This window comes from Fructilactobacillus sp. X2R1C3 (assembly GCF_059901425.1).
This window is the reverse complement of record NZ_JBWXUW010000002.1, coordinates 310,020-327,500: the sequence shown is the minus strand read 5'-3', so window position 1 is coordinate 327,500 and position 17,481 is coordinate 310,020. Positions and strand designations below refer to the sequence as shown.

Genomic DNA, 17,481 nt, shown 5'->3' with positions numbered 1-17,481 from the left:
GTACCGCGGGTAATCTCGTCTCTTGCATTGATTTAATTAATGTAAGAGGCTTTTTATTTATGAGGAGGATATTATGGATTACAGACAACAAGTTGCAGACGTAGTTGCTGATGCAACTAACAACCAAATTTCAACAAGTGATATTTACGGAAAAATTGAGAAACCAAAAACTTCAAATAACGGGGATTTAGCATTTCCAACTTTTATTTTAGCTAAGGAGTTACATAAAGCTCCCCAACAGATCGCAAAGGATATCGTCAATAATGTTGATGGAAGTCAGTTTGATAAGGTCGTTGCCGTTGGTCCTTACGTTAACTTCTTCCTAGATAAGGGAAAGGTTAGTAAGCAAGTCATGTCAGAGGTTTTGACGGATAAAGAGCACTATGGTGATAATTACGATGGCAAGGATCAGACCGTGACCATTGATATGTCTTCTCCAAATATTGCTAAGCCAATGTCAATGGGACACCTTCGTTCTACTGTGATTGGAAATTCCATTTCCGAAATTTTAAGAAAAAATGGATATAAAACAATTAAAGATAATCATTTAGGTGATTGGGGAACCCAATTTGGTAAGTTAATTACGGCTTACTTAAAGTGGGGAAATGAAGAGGACGTAAAGCGTCATCCAATTCATTACTTAGTTCAGTATTACGTTAAATTTCATAAGGAAGATCAGAAAAATCCTGAGTTAGACGAAGAGGCACGAGAATGGTTTAAAAAACTCGAAGATGGTGATCCAGAAGCTACCAAACTATGGAAGTGGTTTAGAGACGTGTCGTTAGAGGCTTTTAATAATACCTATAAAAAATTGGGCGTTAAGTTTGATACCTATAATGGTGAGTCATTTTACAATGACAAAATGGATGAAGTGGTTGACATCCTAAAAAAGGATGGCTTACTTCAAGAATCACAAGGGGCTCAAGTGGTCGATTTAAGTAACGCTAACCTAAATCCAGCGCTGATCTTAAAGAGTGATGGGGCTTCTCTTTACATTACCCGAGATATTGCAACGGCATTATATCGTGAACGGACGTATCATCCGGTCATGAATCTCTACGTGGTAGGATCTGAACAAACTAATTATTTCCATCAACTAAAAGCTGTTTTAAAAAAGATGGGCATAAAGAATGCGGATGGTGTTCATCATATCCCGTTTGGCTTAATTACGGTTAATGGTAAAAAGCTTTCAACTAGACGTGGGAATATTATCTTATTAAACAAAGTTTTAGATGATTCAATCACCATGGCAAAACAACAAATTGCTGAGAAGAATCCTGATTTACCGAATAAAGATGAAGTGGCTACGCAAGTTGGGGTTGGTGCCATTATCTTTGGTGATCTTAAGAGTGAGCGAATCAGTAGCATTGATTTCGTACTTAAAGACCAATTAAAATTTGAAGGGGAGACTGGACCGTACGTTCAATATGCCCATGCTCGTGCTGAGAGTATTTTGCGGAAGTCGGGTAAAAAAGAATTTGATGAATCAGCAAATGAATTGACTGATGCAGGTGCTTTTGAAGTCATTAAGTTACTTCAGGCCTTTCCAGAAGTTGTAAAACAAGCTCGAAATGAATTTGAGCCTTCCGATATTGCTAAGTATTCGCTAAGACTAGCTAAGTCATTCAATAAATATTATGCTCATTCTAAGATTTTAGCGGACGATGATGAGCAAGACGCCCGTCTCGACCTTGTCAAAAGTGTTGCGATTGTATTAAAAGAGTCGTTAAGATTGTTGGGAATTAAAGCGCCCGATCAAATGTAGAATAAAGTGGATGTCAGCTGACATCCACTTTATCTTTTAAAATCCATTAATGTCCATGTGTTACAATAGCATTTAATGATAAAGGGAGATTTGGACTTTTATGGATAACAACAGCAAAAGTAAGTCAATATTTAAAAGAATTTGGGGATACTTCAGAAAATTCTGGCGTAGATTTCAAATTACAAAATGGATTATTGTAGTTGTTTTATTCGTTATCTTGGTTTTAAGTAGTTATTTGACGATTGTGGCAAAGACTTCGCACGTTCGTGATCTTCAGTCTAATTTATCAAAATCGACTGTGATTTATGATTCACGTCACCAAGAAGCTGGCAAATTGTACGCACAAAAAGGTACTTACGTTCAGATGAATAAGATTTCAAAAAATATTCCTAATGCCATCCTTTCGACGGAAGATCGTAATTTCTATAAGGAACACGGTTATTCGGTTAGTGGTTACGGGAGAGCCATTTTGCTTGCGATTAAGAATAAGGTACTGGGTCGTGACTACATTAGTGGTGGAGGAAGTACGATTTCGCAGCAGTTAGCCAAGAATACTTTTCTTTCCCAGCAACAAACTTTGACCAGAAAACTTAAAGAATTATTCATTTCAATTGAGATTGAGAACGTTTATTCAAAGAACCAAATTTTGACGATGTACATGAACAACGCTTACTTTGGTAATGGTGTGTATGGAGTCGAAGATGCATCTAAGCGATACTTTGGGCAGTCTGCTGAAGATTTACCGGTCCAGGATGCAGCTGTGTTAGCAGGAATGCTATCGAATCCTAGTAATAACCCGATTGATCATCCAGAAGCGGCGCGTCAAAGGAGAAACGTGGTTCTTGATTTAATGGCAAAGAATCATAAAATCACTAATTCAGAAGCGAAAAAATACCAGGCGATGCCGTTGAACACTAAAAATTCCTATCGTTCTACTAACGGGTATAAGTATCCATACTATTTTGACGCTGTTATTAATGAAGCCATTTCGAAATATGGATTAACTGAATCTGACATCATGAATCATGGGTATAAAATTTATACGAATCTAAATCAGCAACAGCAACAAAGCTTTCAGACTGATTTTAAAAATCCTAATTTGTTTCCTAATGATGCGTCGGATGGGACCAAGGTCCAAGCTGCATCAGTTGCTTTGAATCCAAAAAATGGTGGGGTTCAAGCGGTTGTTGGTGGACGTGGTAAGACGGTTTTCCGTGGTTATAATCGTGCGACCGATATTAAACGTCAGCCTGGTTCGACGATGAAACCACTTGCGGTCTATACGCCAGCTCTTGAAAACGGGTATTATTATGATTCTGAACTTGAAAACCAGAAGAAATCGTATGGATCAAACCACTATACTCCGCATAATTACAATGATGTTTATACAGGAAAAGTTCCGATGTACCAAGCTCTGGCACAGAGTATGAACGCGCCTGCAGTTTGGTTATTAAATAAGATCGGAGTGAACAAGGGATACGATTCGGTTAAAAAGTTCAACTTACCGGTCACGGATAAGGATAAAAATCTAGCATTGGCACTTGGAGGCTTGTCCAACGGAGTTTCCCCACAACAGATGGCTGGTGCATATACTGCTTTTGCTAATAAGGGAAAGATTTCACAGCCGTTCTATATTACTAAGATCGTCGATTCGACCGGAAAGACGGTTGTTGATAATGAGCATCCAAGTTCAAAACAAATCATGTCTCCTTCAACGGCGCGACAGATGACAAGTATGATGCTTGGTGTCTTTGATAATGGAACTGGTGTTGACGCTAAACCGAACGGGTATCAAGTTGCCGGAAAAACTGGAAGTACTGAAGCCGATAATACTCCAGATTCCGATGCTACCAAAGACAAATGGATCATCGGATACACTCCTAACGTTGTGGTAGCAACTTGGGAAGGCTTTGACAATACCAACTCTACGCATCATTTAGAGAACCTGACTGGAACCGATGTTGGTCCTTTGTACAAGACACAAATGCAACAAATTCTTCCGTACACCAAGGGGACCCAGTTTGGTGTCCAAGACGCACAAACGGTGGCACGCGATGGTGATGAGGATAATGGTACCCAGAATTCTAAACTATTTAAGGGTATTACTAACGATACTGGTAAAGTCGTTAAGGGAATCGTTAAAGAAGGTGCCAGTGGAATTAAAAAGGGCGCCTCAGAAGTTATTAGCGGTGCGAAAGCTTTACTAGGACGATAGCTTCACGTATGTTAAAATGTACACTGTAACAATATTTAAGGAGGGAAAGAATTATGGCAGAAAATGATGTAATGAAAGACGCACAAACTTTACAGGATGCACTAGTAAAGACTGATGAATTTAAAGAACTCCAAGCCACATATGATGAGTTAAAGAAGGACAAGGATGCTTTTAAAACATTTAAGGACTTTCAAACTAATCAGAATGAATTAAGACAAAAGCAAATGGCTGGTCAACAAATTTCGCAAGATGACATGAAAAAAGCTCAAGATCTTGCCAATAAGATGAACAGTCTTGATATCATCAAAAAATTGATGGGTAAAGAAAAAGCAATGGGCAAAGTCATTGATGATGCTAATATGTTAATTACTAAGCCTTTACGTGATATGTATGAAGCTTAATTGATCGTTAATCGGAGCGCCCATTGGTGCTCCGATTTTTTTTGTATGGGAGAAATTATAATGAAGTTTATTCATGCGGCAGATTTACATTTGGATAGTCCATTTTTAGGTATCAGAGAAGATGATACCACGCCGAGTAAGCTGTGGGACATTTTGCACCAGGCTCCGTTTGATTCTTTAAAGAAGATTATTGATGATGCCATTTTAGATGATGTTGATTTTGTTTTGCTAGTGGGAGATTTATTTGACAGTAGTCACCAAAGTGTCAAAGCCATTAGTTTTTTGATTAAACAGCTAGAACGATTGGATGAACATGATATTCCTGTACTTCTTTCGTTTGGTAATCATGATTATCAAAGTGAGGGTGCTAAAAATTTCAATTTTCCGGCTAATGTTTACGTATTTCCTAAAGAAGTGACGACTCATATATTGACCCTTAAGGAAGGAAGAACAGTTGCTGTTACCGGTTTTAGTTATGCTACTAGGAATATTTCAGACGATATCATCTCTAGATTTCCAGAACGTTCAAACGCGGACTACCAAATTGGGATGGTTCACGGTGCTATTAAGGGTGGCAACGATTCACAGTATGCACCATTTACCATTAACGAAATGGAAAATTTGGGATATGATTATTGGGCATTAGGTCATATTCATAAACGTCAGCAGTTAAGTCATCATCCCTTAATTGAATATCCGGGGAATATCCAGGGTCGTCATAAAAATGAAATGGGTGAAAAGGGATACTTATTAGTCAGTGATGAAACTAATGGAGACTTAAACGTTCAGTTTGAGCCCTCCTGTCCGCTAATTTGGTCAAGTCTTTCAATGAATTTACGAGGGACTGACTCAGAAGAAGCGGTCGTTAATCAAATTATGGAGAAAATTGAGTCGAGTGATTTTTCCAAACTTAATTTGTTGAGTATGAAATTAAATATGAGCGAAGAAGCCAATTTTTCGTCAGAAGAATTGCTCGACCGAGTTAAGGAAAAATTACAATATGATTTTGAACGATTTAATGCTTGGGTTTATGAAATTGACGTTGTTGATAATTCTGGGATGAAATTTAATGATCTAGATCAGAAATTCTGGGATGACACTAAGCATGAAGTTTATAATGAAGAAAATCTTAAAAGTTTGGCGAAGAAACTTTTTAAGCACTCTTACATTCGTGACAACTTTTTAAGTGATGAAGCCATCTCTAAATTACTTGATGAAAGTATGAATTTAATTACTAGTAAAACGAAAGGGAACGTGAAGGATGAGGATTAAAAAAGTTGAAGTATTCGGCTTTGGAAAACTTCATAATTTAACACTGAACTTTAATGAGTTTCAGGTTATTTATGGAAGAAACGAGGCTGGAAAAACAACCCTCTTAAATTTCATTAAAGATGTTTTATTTGGCTTTCGGGACAGTCGGAGTAAGCGAGACTTCACTCCCAAAGATGACTATAAAATGGGTGGTCGTTTAACGGTTGAACAAAATGGAACTACCTACCTTGTTCAAAGAAATGAGGGTAAAAATGGTGGGGTATTAACCGTTTTTGATCAAAATAAAAATGAATTGCCTGCTGGGATTTTGGATAAAATTTTAGGTCCGATCAATCGCGAATCATATGATAATCTGTTTTATTTTGGCAATGTTGATTTAAACGATATTTCGAGATTAAATCGTGAAGAGTTGTCAAAACGAATTCAGCGTGTTGGGGTCGTAGGGATTGATAACTGGATTGAATTAGAGGACGAGAATCAGGAAAATGGTGGTAAGATCTATAAGCCGACTGGTAAAAAGCCTGAGTTAAACCGACTTTTAGTTGATCGAGAAAGATTAAACGCGAAAGTACATGAAGCCAGTAATGAATATCCTAAGTACCATGAATTGACCATTCAAGCTAAAAAGGAACAAGAAAAAAAGACTTATAATCGCAATAAAAGAAATGAACTTTCTGAGCGATTAAATCAGGTTAATCAAGATTTAGCAAACTGGGATAAATATGCTCAATTAAGACAATTACAAGACGATAAATTAGAGGTTAAGCACGGATTTTCTGAGCATGATTTTGAAACATTTCAAGATATTCAAAATAAGATGGCCAATATTCAATCAGATGTTAAGAATGATAAACAAAACATTATTGATTTTAAGAATACACATCAGGAATCCAATGCTGATTTGAAATTTTACAATGATAATGCTGATTTAATTCGTAATTTATATTTAGAACTTGACGGTCAAATCCAACAGGTCAGACGGATTGAACAGCTTGATCACGATATCAAAACATATCAGACTCGTTTGGCTAATGATGAATTTGATGCCGGTGGAAGTGAAAGTATTCCGTTTAATGATGATGAGATTGACAAAATATCGACTTTAACAGATGAGTATCAAAATGTAAAAGCACAAATAAATTATCAGGTTCATGCGATGCCCACAAAAGAGAGCGGAGATAATTCGTTATCATTAATTGCTGATGCGGTAGGTTTAATAATTATTGGAATTGGAATTTTTATGGGTGGAGTAACGCTTCCTATTTTGGTGGTCATTGGGTTATTGTGTATTGGTTTTGGCATTTATCGTTATGTGCAAAAGTCAAACCAACCAGTTAAAGAGGAGAATGATACTGACCATTTAAAGCGAAAATTGACTCAGATTGAGCAAGAGTTGGGTCAAATGGGAAACGAGCATCACATCCAGAATATTCCATTTAACCAATGGACAAGTACTTTACAAAACTCCATTAAACGACGTGACTTAGATCGTGATAATTTACAGAATTTCATTGGAAACCAAAAGACAATGAATGAGAAAGTTGAGAGTTACCTTGATCGTTGGAATTTTGCTTCTAGTAAAATTGGCTTAAGTGATTCCGATAATGAGATGGTAGCATTAAGTAAAATTAAGCAGTTCATCTCAAATGTAAATGATCAAAAGCGAAGTGCAGAACAGGTCAATCATGAGTTAAGTAGTTTAACTTCAATGTTTGATCGCCATTCTGAGCAATCGAAAGAAGCACGTGATCGGCTTGATCGTTTCTTAAGGGAACGAAACGTTGCAAGTAGTGGTGATTTTAAAAAATTATATGATGAGCAGCGGATCACCACGGATAAAAACAAGCGTAAAATGGAGTTAGAAAACTCACTTGATCAAACAATTGTTGAAAGATTACAAAAATACGATAATGTTAATCAGGTAAAAAGCGTGATTAATGACCTTCAGAAACAAATTGGTCAGTTGGACGCAGATTTTTCCGATCAATCTGATCGGTTGGCGCAACTTAACGTGCAAATTAATAACATGGAAAAAGATGGGACGCTTGATTCATTAACCCAGGAATTGGCCAGCATGGATACTAAAGTTAACGAATTAGTTCAAAAGTGGTTGGTTTACCAGTTAACTAATCAGTGGATTGAAAAAGTACTAGATGCCGCTAGTAGTGGAAGAATTCCTAAAGTTAGAAAAGATGCAGCTAAATTCTTTGAAACACTAACGGACGGTCATTATAGTAAAATTGATTATAATAAGAGAAGTATTACGGTTGTTAACTCTGATGGGGTTAAGTTTAAGGTTGAGGAACTTTCAAAAGGAACCATGCAGCAGCTATACTTATCGTTGGTTTTTGCGTTAACATTGGCGTTTAGTGATGAATATCCGATGCCAATTATGATTGATGATGGTTTTGCTGATTTTGATCACTTTAGAACCGATAAGGCAATTGAATTGATGAAAGCTTTGGCTAAAAGCACACAGGTGATTTATTTTACGGCTGATGATCGAATTAAACACGATGTAAGTGGCGACCATTTAATTGAATTAAAATAGTGGAGGTGGAGTCAAATGAGCAAAAAATTGAAAGAATATCAAATGGATGAAGAAATTGATGCGTTTGTATTGGTTAAGTCAGCTGATACTAGGATTGCTAAGAACGGGAAACAATTCATTTCGTTTGTTTTTGAAGATAATTCTGGAGAGATCGGTGGAAAACTTTGGGGTGCCAGTAATGAGGATGTAAAGACTTTTAAAGCTGGTCAGGTCGTTCACATTAATGGTAAACGGGAAGCTTACCAGGGAAGTCCACAAATTAAGATTAATCATCTTCGACAGACAGAATCCGGTGAACCCAGTGATCCATCTAAGTTTATGCAACATGCTCAAATGACTCGTTCCGAGATGGAAGAATATATTGGTCAGACAATTTTCGAAATTATTAATCCAACGTGGAATCGAATTGTTCGAGTACTTCTTAAAAAGCACCAAGATGAGTTTTTTACTTTTCCGGCAGCTAAATCGAATCATCATGCTTATGCTGGTGGGCTCGCATTTCATACTATTTCGATTTTGAAGCTGGGAAAGGAAGTCGCTAAGCTCTATCCACAAGTTAATTCTTCACTTTTGTATGCAGGTGCCATTCTTCATGATTTAGGCAAAACAACCGAGTTGTCTGGACCCGTCTCGACTTCTTATACTAGTGAAGGCGATTTGTTAGGACATATCAGTATTATTGATGGTGAAATTGTTGAAGCTGCTGACCAACTAAAAATCGATCAGCATTCCGAGGATTTATTACTTCTAAGACATATGGTGCTCTCACATCATGGGATTAAGGAGTATGGTTCTCCAGTTACTCCTGAATTGTTGGAAGCACAGATTCTGCACGATTTAGATGAACTTGATGCTTCAATTAACATGATTACTGGGGCTTTGAATGATACAGAAGCGGGATCATTTAGTAAACGAATTTTTGGAATGGATCGAAATAAGTTTTATAAACCCGATAAAAAAGAAAATGGTCAGTAACTTTTAGGTTACTGACCATTTTCTTTTTGAACAATTGATTATTTCATTGGTTTTGGAGTTGATGTGTAATCAGCCAAGATGTTTTGTAAGTCTTTGTCTTGGATCTTTACATCTCCATCTTTAAGAACTTTTGAAACGACAGCGTGTAAGACATTACTATCGCTCATACGCTCAGTTGCTAACTGGTCTTTTAGTTCAGCTTTGTGGTCCTGATATTTACCCTTAGAAGGGTGGTTGACCATTTGGATTACTTGGTATCCAGCTTTAGTTTTGACAGGTTCTTTAGTGTATTCACCATTCTTAAGTTTAAAGGCAGCATTTTTGAAATTATTGTCAAGACTTGAGTCCATGTTATCGAATGGAGCCATCTTGCCGCCGTCTTTCTTGTTAGCGTCAGTTGAGTACTTCTTAGCTAATTCAGAGAATTTTTGACCGTTTTCTAAGCCAGAAATTACTTTTTCAGCGTCACCTTGATTTTTGGTGGTAATCTCATTAACGGTTACTTTAGGTTGATATTTCTTGAATTGGTTTTGTAAATCTTTGTCAGAAAAACTTGTGTTAGCAATTACAGCTTGCTTTAACAGAAGATTATCCTTGATTTGTTCTTTTAAACTTTTCTCAGTTAAACCTTGTTGACTGAGAAGGGTTTTAAATTGAGAACCATATTGTGATTTGTATTGGTTATATTGGTCATCAACCTGAGATGATTTGACTTTATCACCATATTCTTTGTTAAGAACTTTGTTCAAAATCATAGTTTGGAGAACTGTTTTACCCTGTGGGGTCTTCTTCATACTATTGTAATATTGACTTTCTGTAATTTTACCACCACTCGTGGTAGCAACCGTCTTACTACCACAGGCAACAAGTGAAACACTCAAAAGTAGCCCTGCAACTCCAACGAGCCATTTTTTCTTCATATATTAGCACATCCATTTCTTCAAAATATTGAAGTACTCAAGGCATTCAGTACTCCATTCATTTTTAATATAACATATATTTGATGCAAATTAATGTTTGGTCGAATAATTTAATTGAAATTAAATGTTATTTATTTCGTTAGATAAAAGATCAATTCTAGGCTTTAACTGAAATTGGGCTTCCTTCACGTCGCGATTAAGACCGTCCATTACCGGTCTTGCATCATTTAAAGCTTTCGTGAATTGGTTTAAATTTTTTTTAACTGAACTAGCTGAATGAAAAATGTTTTTAAGGTCGGCAGTGGTTACGTTATCTTTTGGATCAGACTTCTTTTTTAAAAGCAATAAACCAGTAAGCGAGACGCCAACTATTATTCCGGCACCAATTAAGCAAGCGGTCTTTTTTTTCATGAGTTAATCCTCCAATTGTTTGGTAATTGAATCAGCAACTTCTTGGTATTTAGTTTCATCATATTCTTTAGAATTATCAGAAAAGTTAATTGAAAAAGTATCATCTCTACTGTAACGGGGAATTAAGTGAAAGTGAGCATGCGGAACAGATTGATAGGCAATTTTCCCATTATCATTAACGATATTCATTCCTTTGATGTTCGGGTTAGAATTTTTGACTGCACGTGCAATTTCAGGCACTTTCGCAAATACTTTTCCCGCTGTAGCGGAGTCAAAATGAAAAATATCCTGAATATGTTTTTTAGGAATCACCAGAGTGTGACCAGGAGTTGTTTGGGAAATATCTAAGAATGCAAGAATTTCGTCATCTTCATAAACTTTATAACTAGGGATTTCGCCCTTAACAATTTTACAAAAAACGCAATTTGGATCGTAATCAGTCATATAAATCTCTCCCTTCAAGTTAATCCAATTATACACTAACATTACCTGCATAATAAGTGATACCAAGCAATTATGGTATACTGATTACAATAATGAAAAGAAATGAAGGGTAATTATGAGTTTGCAAGTAGAAGACTTGACTGGTGGCTATTCTAGTGTGCCAGTCTTAAAAAATGAGACTTTTGATGTTAATGATGGCGAATTAGTTTCCTTAATTGGTTTAAATGGTGCTGGTAAGTCAACTACCATTAATCATATTATTGGGCTCATGAAACCATTTACTGGAAGCATTAAAGTCAATGGTTTGCAGATTGGTCAAAACATTGAAAAATACAAACAACAAATTGCATATATTCCGGAAATGCCAGTATTATACAAAGAGTTAACTTTAAGGGAACACATTGATACTACTATCATGGCTTATAATTTGGATAAACAGGTAGCGTGGGAGAAAGCTAATCAGTTACTTAAGACTTTTCGGTTGGATAAACGACTTGATTGGTTTCCTGCCAACTTTTCTAAGGGAATGCGGCAGAAGGTGATGATTGTTTGTGCGTTCATTACTAATGCGTCGCTTTATGTAATTGATGAACCATTTTTAGGTCTTGATCCGCTTGCGGTCGATGATCTTTTGCAGTTGATTGAAGAAAAGAAGAGTAAGGGTGCCAGCATTTTAATGTCGACTCATGTGCTCGATACCGCAGAAAAGTATTGTGATCGTTTTGTGTTAATTAACAAAGGCGAGATTCAAACGGAAGGAACGATGGAACAGATTAGAAAAGAGTATCCAAATGATGGGAAGTCACTTTCAGATATTTATCTATCTTTAGCAAGGGATGATAAAAATGAATAAGATTTTCCAAAAAAGGTTAAGCAATCATTTAATCGAAATGACTAAGTACCTTAAATATGTTTTTAATGATTTTTTTGTGATTGCGATTATGTTCTTTGTTGGTGGCCTTGGTTATGCTTACTCTGGGTTTTTAAAGCAATTATCTGGCAATTTATGGTGGGAGCGACCAATTGCGATTTTGATTTTACTAGTTGTGCTTCAACTTGGTGGACTGGCAACTTTAATCAAGTCAGCTGATAAAGTTTTTATGGCTCCTAAGGAATACCAATTTGCTGGTTACTTTAGGGGAGCATTTCTTTATAGTTTGTTTATGGCGTTGCTGATTGATTTAGTAACGTGGTTCATACTGATGCCATTTTTAAGTGTTTCGATTGGCTGGACACTGTCAGAGTTAATCGGGTTGTTAGTTGTAATTTTGCTTTTGAAAACCGGTTGGATGTCATATCAAGTGATCAAACTTTATTTTCAGTTAAATCGACATGTAGTATTAGCCGTTGTAACTGAGTGGGTTATTCCACTTATCATTCTGGTATTAGCATTATACTTTAATGTTTTTGTAGCTGCACTTTTAGCATTAGTTGTGGCTGCGTTGTTAATGTATGTCGCTATTCTAACCAAAAATAAGATCTTAAACTGGAACTATGCAATTGAACATGAAGATTCTCGTATGAATCGGATTTATCACTTTTATAGTTTATTCACCGAAGTCCCCGAACTTTCAGGTCGAATTCACCGCAGAAAATACTTGGATCCAATTTTTAAGTTGTTAAAAAAAGATCAAGGTCACGTCTATTCGAATTTGTATCTTCGATCATTATTAAGAGACAGTGGACCGGGTTCACTATACTTTCGCTTAATAATTATTGCCGTTATTTTGGTATTGATTATTCCTAATCAAATTATTGTTTCGTTAATGACAATTATTTTTGTTTATTTAGTCGGATTTCAATTAATTCCATTTTATGAGCATTTTGAAAGTAATGTGTTTACCCATATTTATCCAGTTAGTCAGAATATCCAGCTGACGGATTTTCGACAGATCATTCAAATTTTACTTTTGTTTGAATGTTTTATCCTTCTGGTTGCAATGTTGATCGCACGGATATCGGTTCCTGTAATCTTAATAACGGTGGTAATTTGGATTGTTGAGGGATATATCTTAACGATTCCCTATTTAAATAAAAAAGTTAAACAAATTAGAAACTGAGGTTAAATGATGAGAGTTAGAAATAAACCGTGGGCAAATCAATTTATTTTAGATCATCCTGAATTAATTATTGATGATCCAGAAAAATATATGGGAAAGTGGGAAACGCGTTTTTCTAGAGACGCCCCAATTTATGTCGAAATTGGTTGTGGTAAAGGGAAATTTATTACTGAGATGGCAGAAAAAAATCCCAATATTAATTTTATTGGGATTGAAATTCAAAAGTCAGTAATTGCAATGGCACTAAAAAAAGTCGTAAATAGTCGTTTGGATAACGTTCAATTGATCCACACTGATGGCGGTTTAGTGAACACCATTTTTAAGAAGGGGGAGGTTTCAAAAATTTTCCTCAACTTTTCTGATCCTTGGCCAAAGAAACGACATACCAAACGGCGACTTACCTCGCCGCGTTTTCTTAAGAGTTATCAAGACGTGCTACCTGACCAAGCTAAACTGGAGTTTAAGACTGATAATCGTGGATTATTTGAGTATTCATTGGTTAGTTTGAATAATTTTGGGATGAAGTTTGAATCCGTTAATCTTGACTTGCATGATAGCGATGCTGCTAAAGATAATGTAGAAACTGAATATGAAGAAAAATTTAAAGAAAAGGGCCCAATCTATAAGATTGTAGCCCAATTTATTGATTAACTAATCGACTTTGTGTTTAAAAGTTGAATGTTATCGAGGTTATTTGTGGTCAAATCGAATGTAAATCCATATGATTTGATGTCATGGTTATCATCGTCTAAAATATTGATTCCGCCAATAAACTGGCCATCTTCGTTCTGATTAAAATCGATCCAGTAACCATACAACTCACTATTATCAAACTTTTTGCTTAGTGTATCGGACAAGTGACGTCTAACCCGATCTTGGTCGCGTTCTTGCTTGAATTTAATAAGTGAATACAACGAAACTCCCGCAATTACGGTTCCAGTAATAAAAGCTAGTTTGTGTTTTATGATAATAAAAAGCATCCCTTCGATTGAATTTGTTGAATTTATTATATAACATTTTTAATACGAGTGGGTTATAATATTAATGTTTAGGAGGGATACTGTGGAACAATTACCAGTGATGAATCTTAACGAATTAAAGCAAAAAATTAAGCAAGGAAAGTATATCCTTTTTTTCTCTGCCACATGGTGTCCAGATTGTGCGTTTATCAAGCCTGCTATGCCAGAAATTGTAAAAGATTTTCCAAACTATGACTTTATTGCAGTTGATCGGGATGAAAATATCGATTTAACTAAGGAAATGAACATTTTTGGAATCCCAAGCTTCGTTGCCTTTGATAATGGTATTGAGACCGGTCGTTTAGTTAATAAAGATCGAAAAACCAAGGAACAAGTAGAAGATTTTATTAAATCTCTTCCACAATAAATTCAGAGGTGAGTTAAATTTGATGATCGCAAGTTATAATCCAAGCCAAATGGATGATGTTTTAGTTGTCATTCTTGGAGAGGGATCGGAACCACAGAAAATATCAAAATCGAATGATATTGTTCAGATTAAAGATAAAAAAGGACACGTAGTTGGCTATAATTTTTTCAATGCCAGTGAGATTTTAAGGAACTTAAAATCAAAGAATGGAAGAGTCGATCTTTCAAGTGGTGATGTTGAAGTTTTAAATGATGCGTTGAAAGAGGCTGGGTTTAATACTTTCTTACCCACTAGTACCGAACCAAAGTTTGTGGTTGGCTACGTTGAAAAAATGGAAGATCATCCGAAGTCTGATCATCTTCACATAACTCAAACAAAAGTCCAGAATGGGAAAACACTGCAACTTGTTAGTGGGTCTCCCAATATGAGACCGGGAATCAAAGTTGTCGTAGCTGAAGTTGGAGCCATGATGCCAAATGGACAAATTATTTGGCCAGGAGAGCTTCGTGGTGTGAAGAGTGATGGAATGATTTGTTCTGGAAGAGAATTAGAGATTCCTAATGCACCGGATAAACCAGGAGCTTTAGTTTTACCCGATTCTTATGAAGTTGGGGAACCATTTGATTTTGATAAAGCAAAAAATCTTTTTGACGAATAGTTTCTATTCGTTTTTTTATACATAATTCTTTAAGGGTGATTAAATTGGAACATTATGATGGACCAGCATTTTATCGTAAATACTTTAATGGGAAAGTTCCCTTTAAGAGTAGCGATAAAAAAGTCAATGATTTTCATGGAACAACTAAAAAGTCAAATCAGGAAATTATCCGTAGTGACGATTCTAATATTAAACAATCAGCCTATCAGTCTCGTTATCAACCAAAGTATCAGAGCGGATTTCAGTTGCGATTTAAAGATGATAAAAAGCACTATGTTGAGTCCCGAAATTCCTTAGTGGAAAGAACCAAAGAATTCACTCCGCGTTCCCGTAACCAAAATAGCAATTTCTATTCCGTTCATCAGTCAGTCGGAAAACCATATCAAGATGCGGCCGTTGAATTGGAGAAGAATGATGATGATTTTGTTCTTTATCTAAATCCTAAAGATCCAACTGCTGTTCCGGATGATGATTTAGATTTATGGGAAAACGACGTTCAACCAATTGTTAAAGAAAATGTAAATAAGAATGAAAACATTGTGGATAACTCTGAGCCTGTGGATAACTCTGAAGATGATAAAGAATCTTCAGCCAGTAAACGTGAATTAGGTCACTCGCTCGCGGATATCTTTAAAGAGGAGAGTGGCTTAGCGGCTAATCTAGCTTTGTTTAGTGATGATAGAAAAGATAATGATGATCAAAACGCATCAGTCACGGTATCAAGTAATCCCCCTTTAAGTGAATCAAATCCACAAGATAAGTTAGATAAGTCAGAAGAATCTGATGAAGTGAGTGATAACGCGAAGACGTCTTCTCCAGTTGATAGTACTGATAAACGTCAAGATGAAGAGAAAGCACCTCTTCGACCAACTAACGAACTTTCTGATTCAAAAAATGAAACCACAATGAAGCATAGGCAATTGTCAGACACTTCAAGCAATCAGGAGGGTCAGACTAATTATCAATTTCCTCGTCGTGACCTACTTAATCCACCAATTTCGACTTCTGATGATGGTTTGAGTGACTGGATTGAAAAGCAAGTTCAAACACTTGATGATACATTAAAGGCGTTTGGAGTGCATGGTCATGTAGTCGATTGGACCGATGGACCGACCGTTACTCAGTTTCAGGTTAAGTTGGAACTTGGTGTTAAAGTAAGCAAAATCACTAATCTAACTGATGATTTAAAGATGGCCCTAGCAGCCAAAGATATTAGAATCGAGGCTCCAATTCCAGGTAAGTCGACGGTTGGAATCGAGATTCCTAATCCAAAGCCTAGACCAGTGATGCTTTCAGAGATTCTAGATTCAAATTCATTTGAATCTAGTCATTCACCGTTAGAAGTAGCATTGGGGATGAGTATTGGGGGTGCTTCTAAGACCGCCGATATTCAAAAAATGCCACATGCTTTGATTGCTGGTGCAACTGGATCTGGAAAGAGTGTGTTCATAAACAGTTTGCTTGTTTCATTGTTGTATCGAAATTCGCCCCGTGATTTAAGGATGATTTTAATTGATCCTAAGGCGGTTGAATTAGCGCCATATAATGGGATTCCACATTTGTTAACTCCAGTTGTTTCAGATCCAAAAGAGGCTTCGGCTGCTTTAAAATGGGTCACTGAGGAAATGGACAACCGTTATGAGCGATTAGCTGCTGCTGGGGTCAGAAATTTAACTCAGTATAATCAAGAAGCACATAAAAATGGTCGTGATGCGGATAAATTGCCACAAATCCTAGTTGTCATTGATGAACTTGCTGATTTGATGATGGTTGCATCAACTGAAGTCCAAGATTATATTGTTAGGATTACACAAAAGGCTCGGGCAGCTGGGATTCACTTGATTGTTGCTACTCAAAGACCGAGCGTTGATATTGTAACGGGGACCATTAAGAATAATATTCCAACGCGAATTGCCTTTATGGTGTCAAGCCAGATTGATTCCAGAACAATCATTGATCAAAGTGGAGCTGAGCGATTACTTGGTAAGGGTGATATGCTTTATCTGGGTAGTGGTGCCAGTCAGCCAGTGCGACTTCAGAGTGCTTTTGTTACTAACCAAGAAGTTGAGCGAGTTTGTGATCAAGTTCGAAGTCAGGAAACACCAAAGTACGAGTTTCAGCCCAAATCATTGCTTAAAAGTGCAGAACAAGCTCAACAACATGATGACTTGTGGAAGTCAGTTTTGAGTTATATCGCAGACGAAGATGGGATTTCAACTTCAAAATTGCAACGAGTGTTTTCCATTGGATACAATCGAGCTGCTAGTATTATTGATGATTTGGAGCAAAATAATTTTATTTCAGGTGAGCATGGCTCTAAACCGCGAGATGTTTATTTGACGAAAAATGAACTTGCTAAATTGAATATTTAAATTTTTAGATTTTCATTACTTTAATTGGTATTATTAAACCAGACAATAAAA

16 protein-coding genes are annotated in these 17,481 nt (G+C 36.4%); 12 read left to right on the top strand and 4 right to left on the bottom strand.

The features are described 5' to 3' along the window. The first annotated feature begins 73 nt into the window (after positions 1 to 73). The 6 genes from argS to AC6UDD_RS03725 all read left to right on the top strand — a co-directional run bounded on the left by argS (position 74) and on the right by AC6UDD_RS03725 (position 9,179). Positions 74 to 1,765 (top strand): arginine--tRNA ligase, encoded by a 1,692-nt coding sequence (gene argS / locus AC6UDD_RS03750; protein ID WP_500718839.1) that lies wholly within the window; start codon positions 74 to 76, stop codon positions 1,763 to 1,765. Between the two features lie 100 nt (positions 1,766 to 1,865). Beyond that, on the top strand, positions 1,866 to 3,980 hold the full coding sequence (locus AC6UDD_RS03745; RefSeq protein ID WP_500718836.1) for a transglycosylase domain-containing protein: 2,115 nt from the start codon (positions 1,866 to 1,868) through the stop codon (positions 3,978 to 3,980). Positions 3,981 to 4,033: 53 nt separating this feature from the next. Then, positions 4,034 to 4,381 (top strand): YlbF family regulator, encoded by a 348-nt coding sequence (locus AC6UDD_RS03740; RefSeq protein WP_500693643.1) that lies wholly within the window; start codon positions 4,034 to 4,036, stop codon positions 4,379 to 4,381. Between the two features lie 60 nt (positions 4,382 to 4,441). Then, positions 4,442 to 5,653, top strand: a complete 1,212-nt coding sequence (locus AC6UDD_RS03735; RefSeq protein WP_500718834.1) for a metallophosphoesterase family protein — start codon at positions 4,442 to 4,444, stop codon at positions 5,651 to 5,653. Continuing rightward, a complete protein-coding gene (locus AC6UDD_RS03730; RefSeq protein WP_500718832.1) occupies positions 5,643 to 8,204 on the top strand; it encodes an AAA family ATPase in 2,562 nt (853 codons plus the stop codon). The genes AC6UDD_RS03735 and AC6UDD_RS03730 overlap by 11 nt, the downstream gene beginning before the upstream one ends. A gap of 15 nt (positions 8,205 to 8,219) precedes the next feature. Further along, entirely contained in the window at positions 8,220 to 9,179 is a 960-nt protein-coding gene (locus AC6UDD_RS03725) for a 3'-5' exoribonuclease YhaM family protein (protein WP_500707904.1), read from the top strand. A 38-nt stretch (positions 9,180 to 9,217) separates the two neighbouring features. On the opposite strand, the gene AC6UDD_RS03720 is transcribed toward AC6UDD_RS03725, so the two are convergent. The 3 genes from AC6UDD_RS03720 to AC6UDD_RS03710 all read right to left on the bottom strand — a co-directional run bounded on the left by AC6UDD_RS03720 (position 9,218) and on the right by AC6UDD_RS03710 (position 10,954). Further along, on the bottom strand, positions 9,218 to 10,099 hold the full coding sequence (locus AC6UDD_RS03720; protein WP_500718830.1) for a peptidylprolyl isomerase: 882 nt from the start codon (positions 10,097 to 10,099) through the stop codon (positions 9,218 to 9,220). 120 nt (positions 10,100 to 10,219) lie between these two features. Beyond that, positions 10,220 to 10,510 carry a hypothetical protein gene (locus AC6UDD_RS03715; RefSeq protein ID WP_500718827.1) on the bottom strand — a complete coding sequence of 97 codons (291 nt, stop codon included), beginning with the start codon at positions 10,508 to 10,510 and terminating at the stop codon, positions 10,220 to 10,222. 3 nt (positions 10,511 to 10,513) lie between these two features. Next, positions 10,514 to 10,954 (bottom strand): HIT family protein, encoded by a 441-nt coding sequence (locus tag AC6UDD_RS03710; RefSeq protein WP_500718825.1) that lies wholly within the window; start codon positions 10,952 to 10,954, stop codon positions 10,514 to 10,516. 115 nt (positions 10,955 to 11,069) lie between these two features. On the opposite strand from AC6UDD_RS03710, the gene AC6UDD_RS03705 reads away from it, so the two are divergent. From AC6UDD_RS03705 to trmB, 3 genes are read left to right on the top strand one after another with little or no spacing between them, the layout of a single operon-like run. Then, the gene (locus tag AC6UDD_RS03705) at positions 11,070 to 11,807 is read left to right on the top strand and encodes an ABC transporter ATP-binding protein (protein ID WP_500718823.1); all 738 of its coding nucleotides are present in this window, start codon (positions 11,070 to 11,072) and stop codon (positions 11,805 to 11,807) included. Continuing rightward, the gene (locus AC6UDD_RS03700) at positions 11,800 to 13,014 is read left to right on the top strand and encodes an ABC transporter permease (RefSeq protein WP_500718821.1); all 1,215 of its coding nucleotides are present in this window, start codon (positions 11,800 to 11,802) and stop codon (positions 13,012 to 13,014) included. The genes AC6UDD_RS03705 and AC6UDD_RS03700 overlap by 8 nt, the downstream gene beginning before the upstream one ends. Before the next feature lie 9 nt (positions 13,015 to 13,023). Then, entirely contained in the window at positions 13,024 to 13,665 is a 642-nt protein-coding gene (trmB, locus tag AC6UDD_RS03695; RefSeq protein ID WP_500718818.1) for a tRNA (guanosine(46)-N7)-methyltransferase TrmB, read from the top strand. On the opposite strand, the gene AC6UDD_RS03690 is transcribed toward trmB, so the two are convergent. Then, the gene (locus AC6UDD_RS03690; RefSeq protein WP_500718816.1) at positions 13,662 to 13,994 is read right to left on the bottom strand and encodes a hypothetical protein; all 333 of its coding nucleotides are present in this window, start codon (positions 13,992 to 13,994) and stop codon (positions 13,662 to 13,664) included. The genes trmB and AC6UDD_RS03690 overlap by 4 nt on opposite strands. An 82-nt stretch (positions 13,995 to 14,076) precedes the next feature. On the opposite strand from AC6UDD_RS03690, the gene AC6UDD_RS03685 reads away from it, so the two are divergent. From AC6UDD_RS03685 to AC6UDD_RS03675, 3 genes are read left to right on the top strand one after another with little or no spacing between them, the layout of a single operon-like run. Then, positions 14,077 to 14,400: a thioredoxin family protein gene (locus AC6UDD_RS03685; protein WP_500718814.1), complete on the top strand. Its 324-nt coding sequence runs from the start codon at positions 14,077 to 14,079 to the stop codon at positions 14,398 to 14,400. A 19-nt stretch (positions 14,401 to 14,419) separates the two neighbouring features. Further along, the gene (ytpR, locus tag AC6UDD_RS03680) at positions 14,420 to 15,058 is read left to right on the top strand and encodes a YtpR family tRNA-binding protein (protein ID WP_500718812.1); all 639 of its coding nucleotides are present in this window, start codon (positions 14,420 to 14,422) and stop codon (positions 15,056 to 15,058) included. 44 nt (positions 15,059 to 15,102) lie between these two features. Beyond that, positions 15,103 to 17,430, top strand: coding sequence for a DNA translocase FtsK (locus AC6UDD_RS03675; protein ID WP_500718810.1), 2,328 nt, complete (start codon positions 15,103 to 15,105; stop codon positions 17,428 to 17,430). Positions 17,431 to 17,481 lie beyond the last annotated feature (51 nt).

Excerpts from the sequence above, each read along its gene's own strand:
- argS (WP_500718839.1), top strand. The coding sequence starts at position 74 with ATGGATTACAGACAACAAGTTGCAGACGTAGTTGCTGATGCAACTAAC.
- AC6UDD_RS03745 (WP_500718836.1), top strand. The coding sequence starts at position 1,866 with ATGGATAACAACAGCAAAAGTAAGTCAATATTTAAAAGAATTTGGGGA.
- AC6UDD_RS03740 (WP_500693643.1), top strand. The coding sequence starts at position 4,034 with ATGGCAGAAAATGATGTAATGAAAGACGCACAAACTTTACAGGATGCA.
- AC6UDD_RS03735 (WP_500718834.1), top strand. The coding sequence starts at position 4,442 with ATGAAGTTTATTCATGCGGCAGATTTACATTTGGATAGTCCATTTTTA.
- AC6UDD_RS03730 (WP_500718832.1), top strand. The coding sequence starts at position 5,643 with ATGAGGATTAAAAAAGTTGAAGTATTCGGCTTTGGAAAACTTCATAAT.
- AC6UDD_RS03725 (WP_500707904.1), top strand. The coding sequence starts at position 8,220 with ATGAGCAAAAAATTGAAAGAATATCAAATGGATGAAGAAATTGATGCG.
- AC6UDD_RS03720 (WP_500718830.1), bottom strand. The coding sequence starts at position 10,099 with ATGAAGAAAAAATGGCTCGTTGGAGTTGCAGGGCTACTTTTGAGTGTT.
- AC6UDD_RS03715 (WP_500718827.1), bottom strand. The coding sequence starts at position 10,510 with ATGAAAAAAAAGACCGCTTGCTTAATTGGTGCCGGAATAATAGTTGGC.
- AC6UDD_RS03710 (WP_500718825.1), bottom strand. The coding sequence starts at position 10,954 with ATGACTGATTACGATCCAAATTGCGTTTTTTGTAAAATTGTTAAGGGC.
- AC6UDD_RS03705 (WP_500718823.1), top strand. The coding sequence starts at position 11,070 with ATGAGTTTGCAAGTAGAAGACTTGACTGGTGGCTATTCTAGTGTGCCA.
- AC6UDD_RS03700 (WP_500718821.1), top strand. The coding sequence starts at position 11,800 with ATGAATAAGATTTTCCAAAAAAGGTTAAGCAATCATTTAATCGAAATG.
- trmB (WP_500718818.1), top strand. The coding sequence starts at position 13,024 with ATGAGAGTTAGAAATAAACCGTGGGCAAATCAATTTATTTTAGATCAT.
- AC6UDD_RS03690 (WP_500718816.1), bottom strand. The coding sequence starts at position 13,994 with ATGCTTTTTATTATCATAAAACACAAACTAGCTTTTATTACTGGAACC.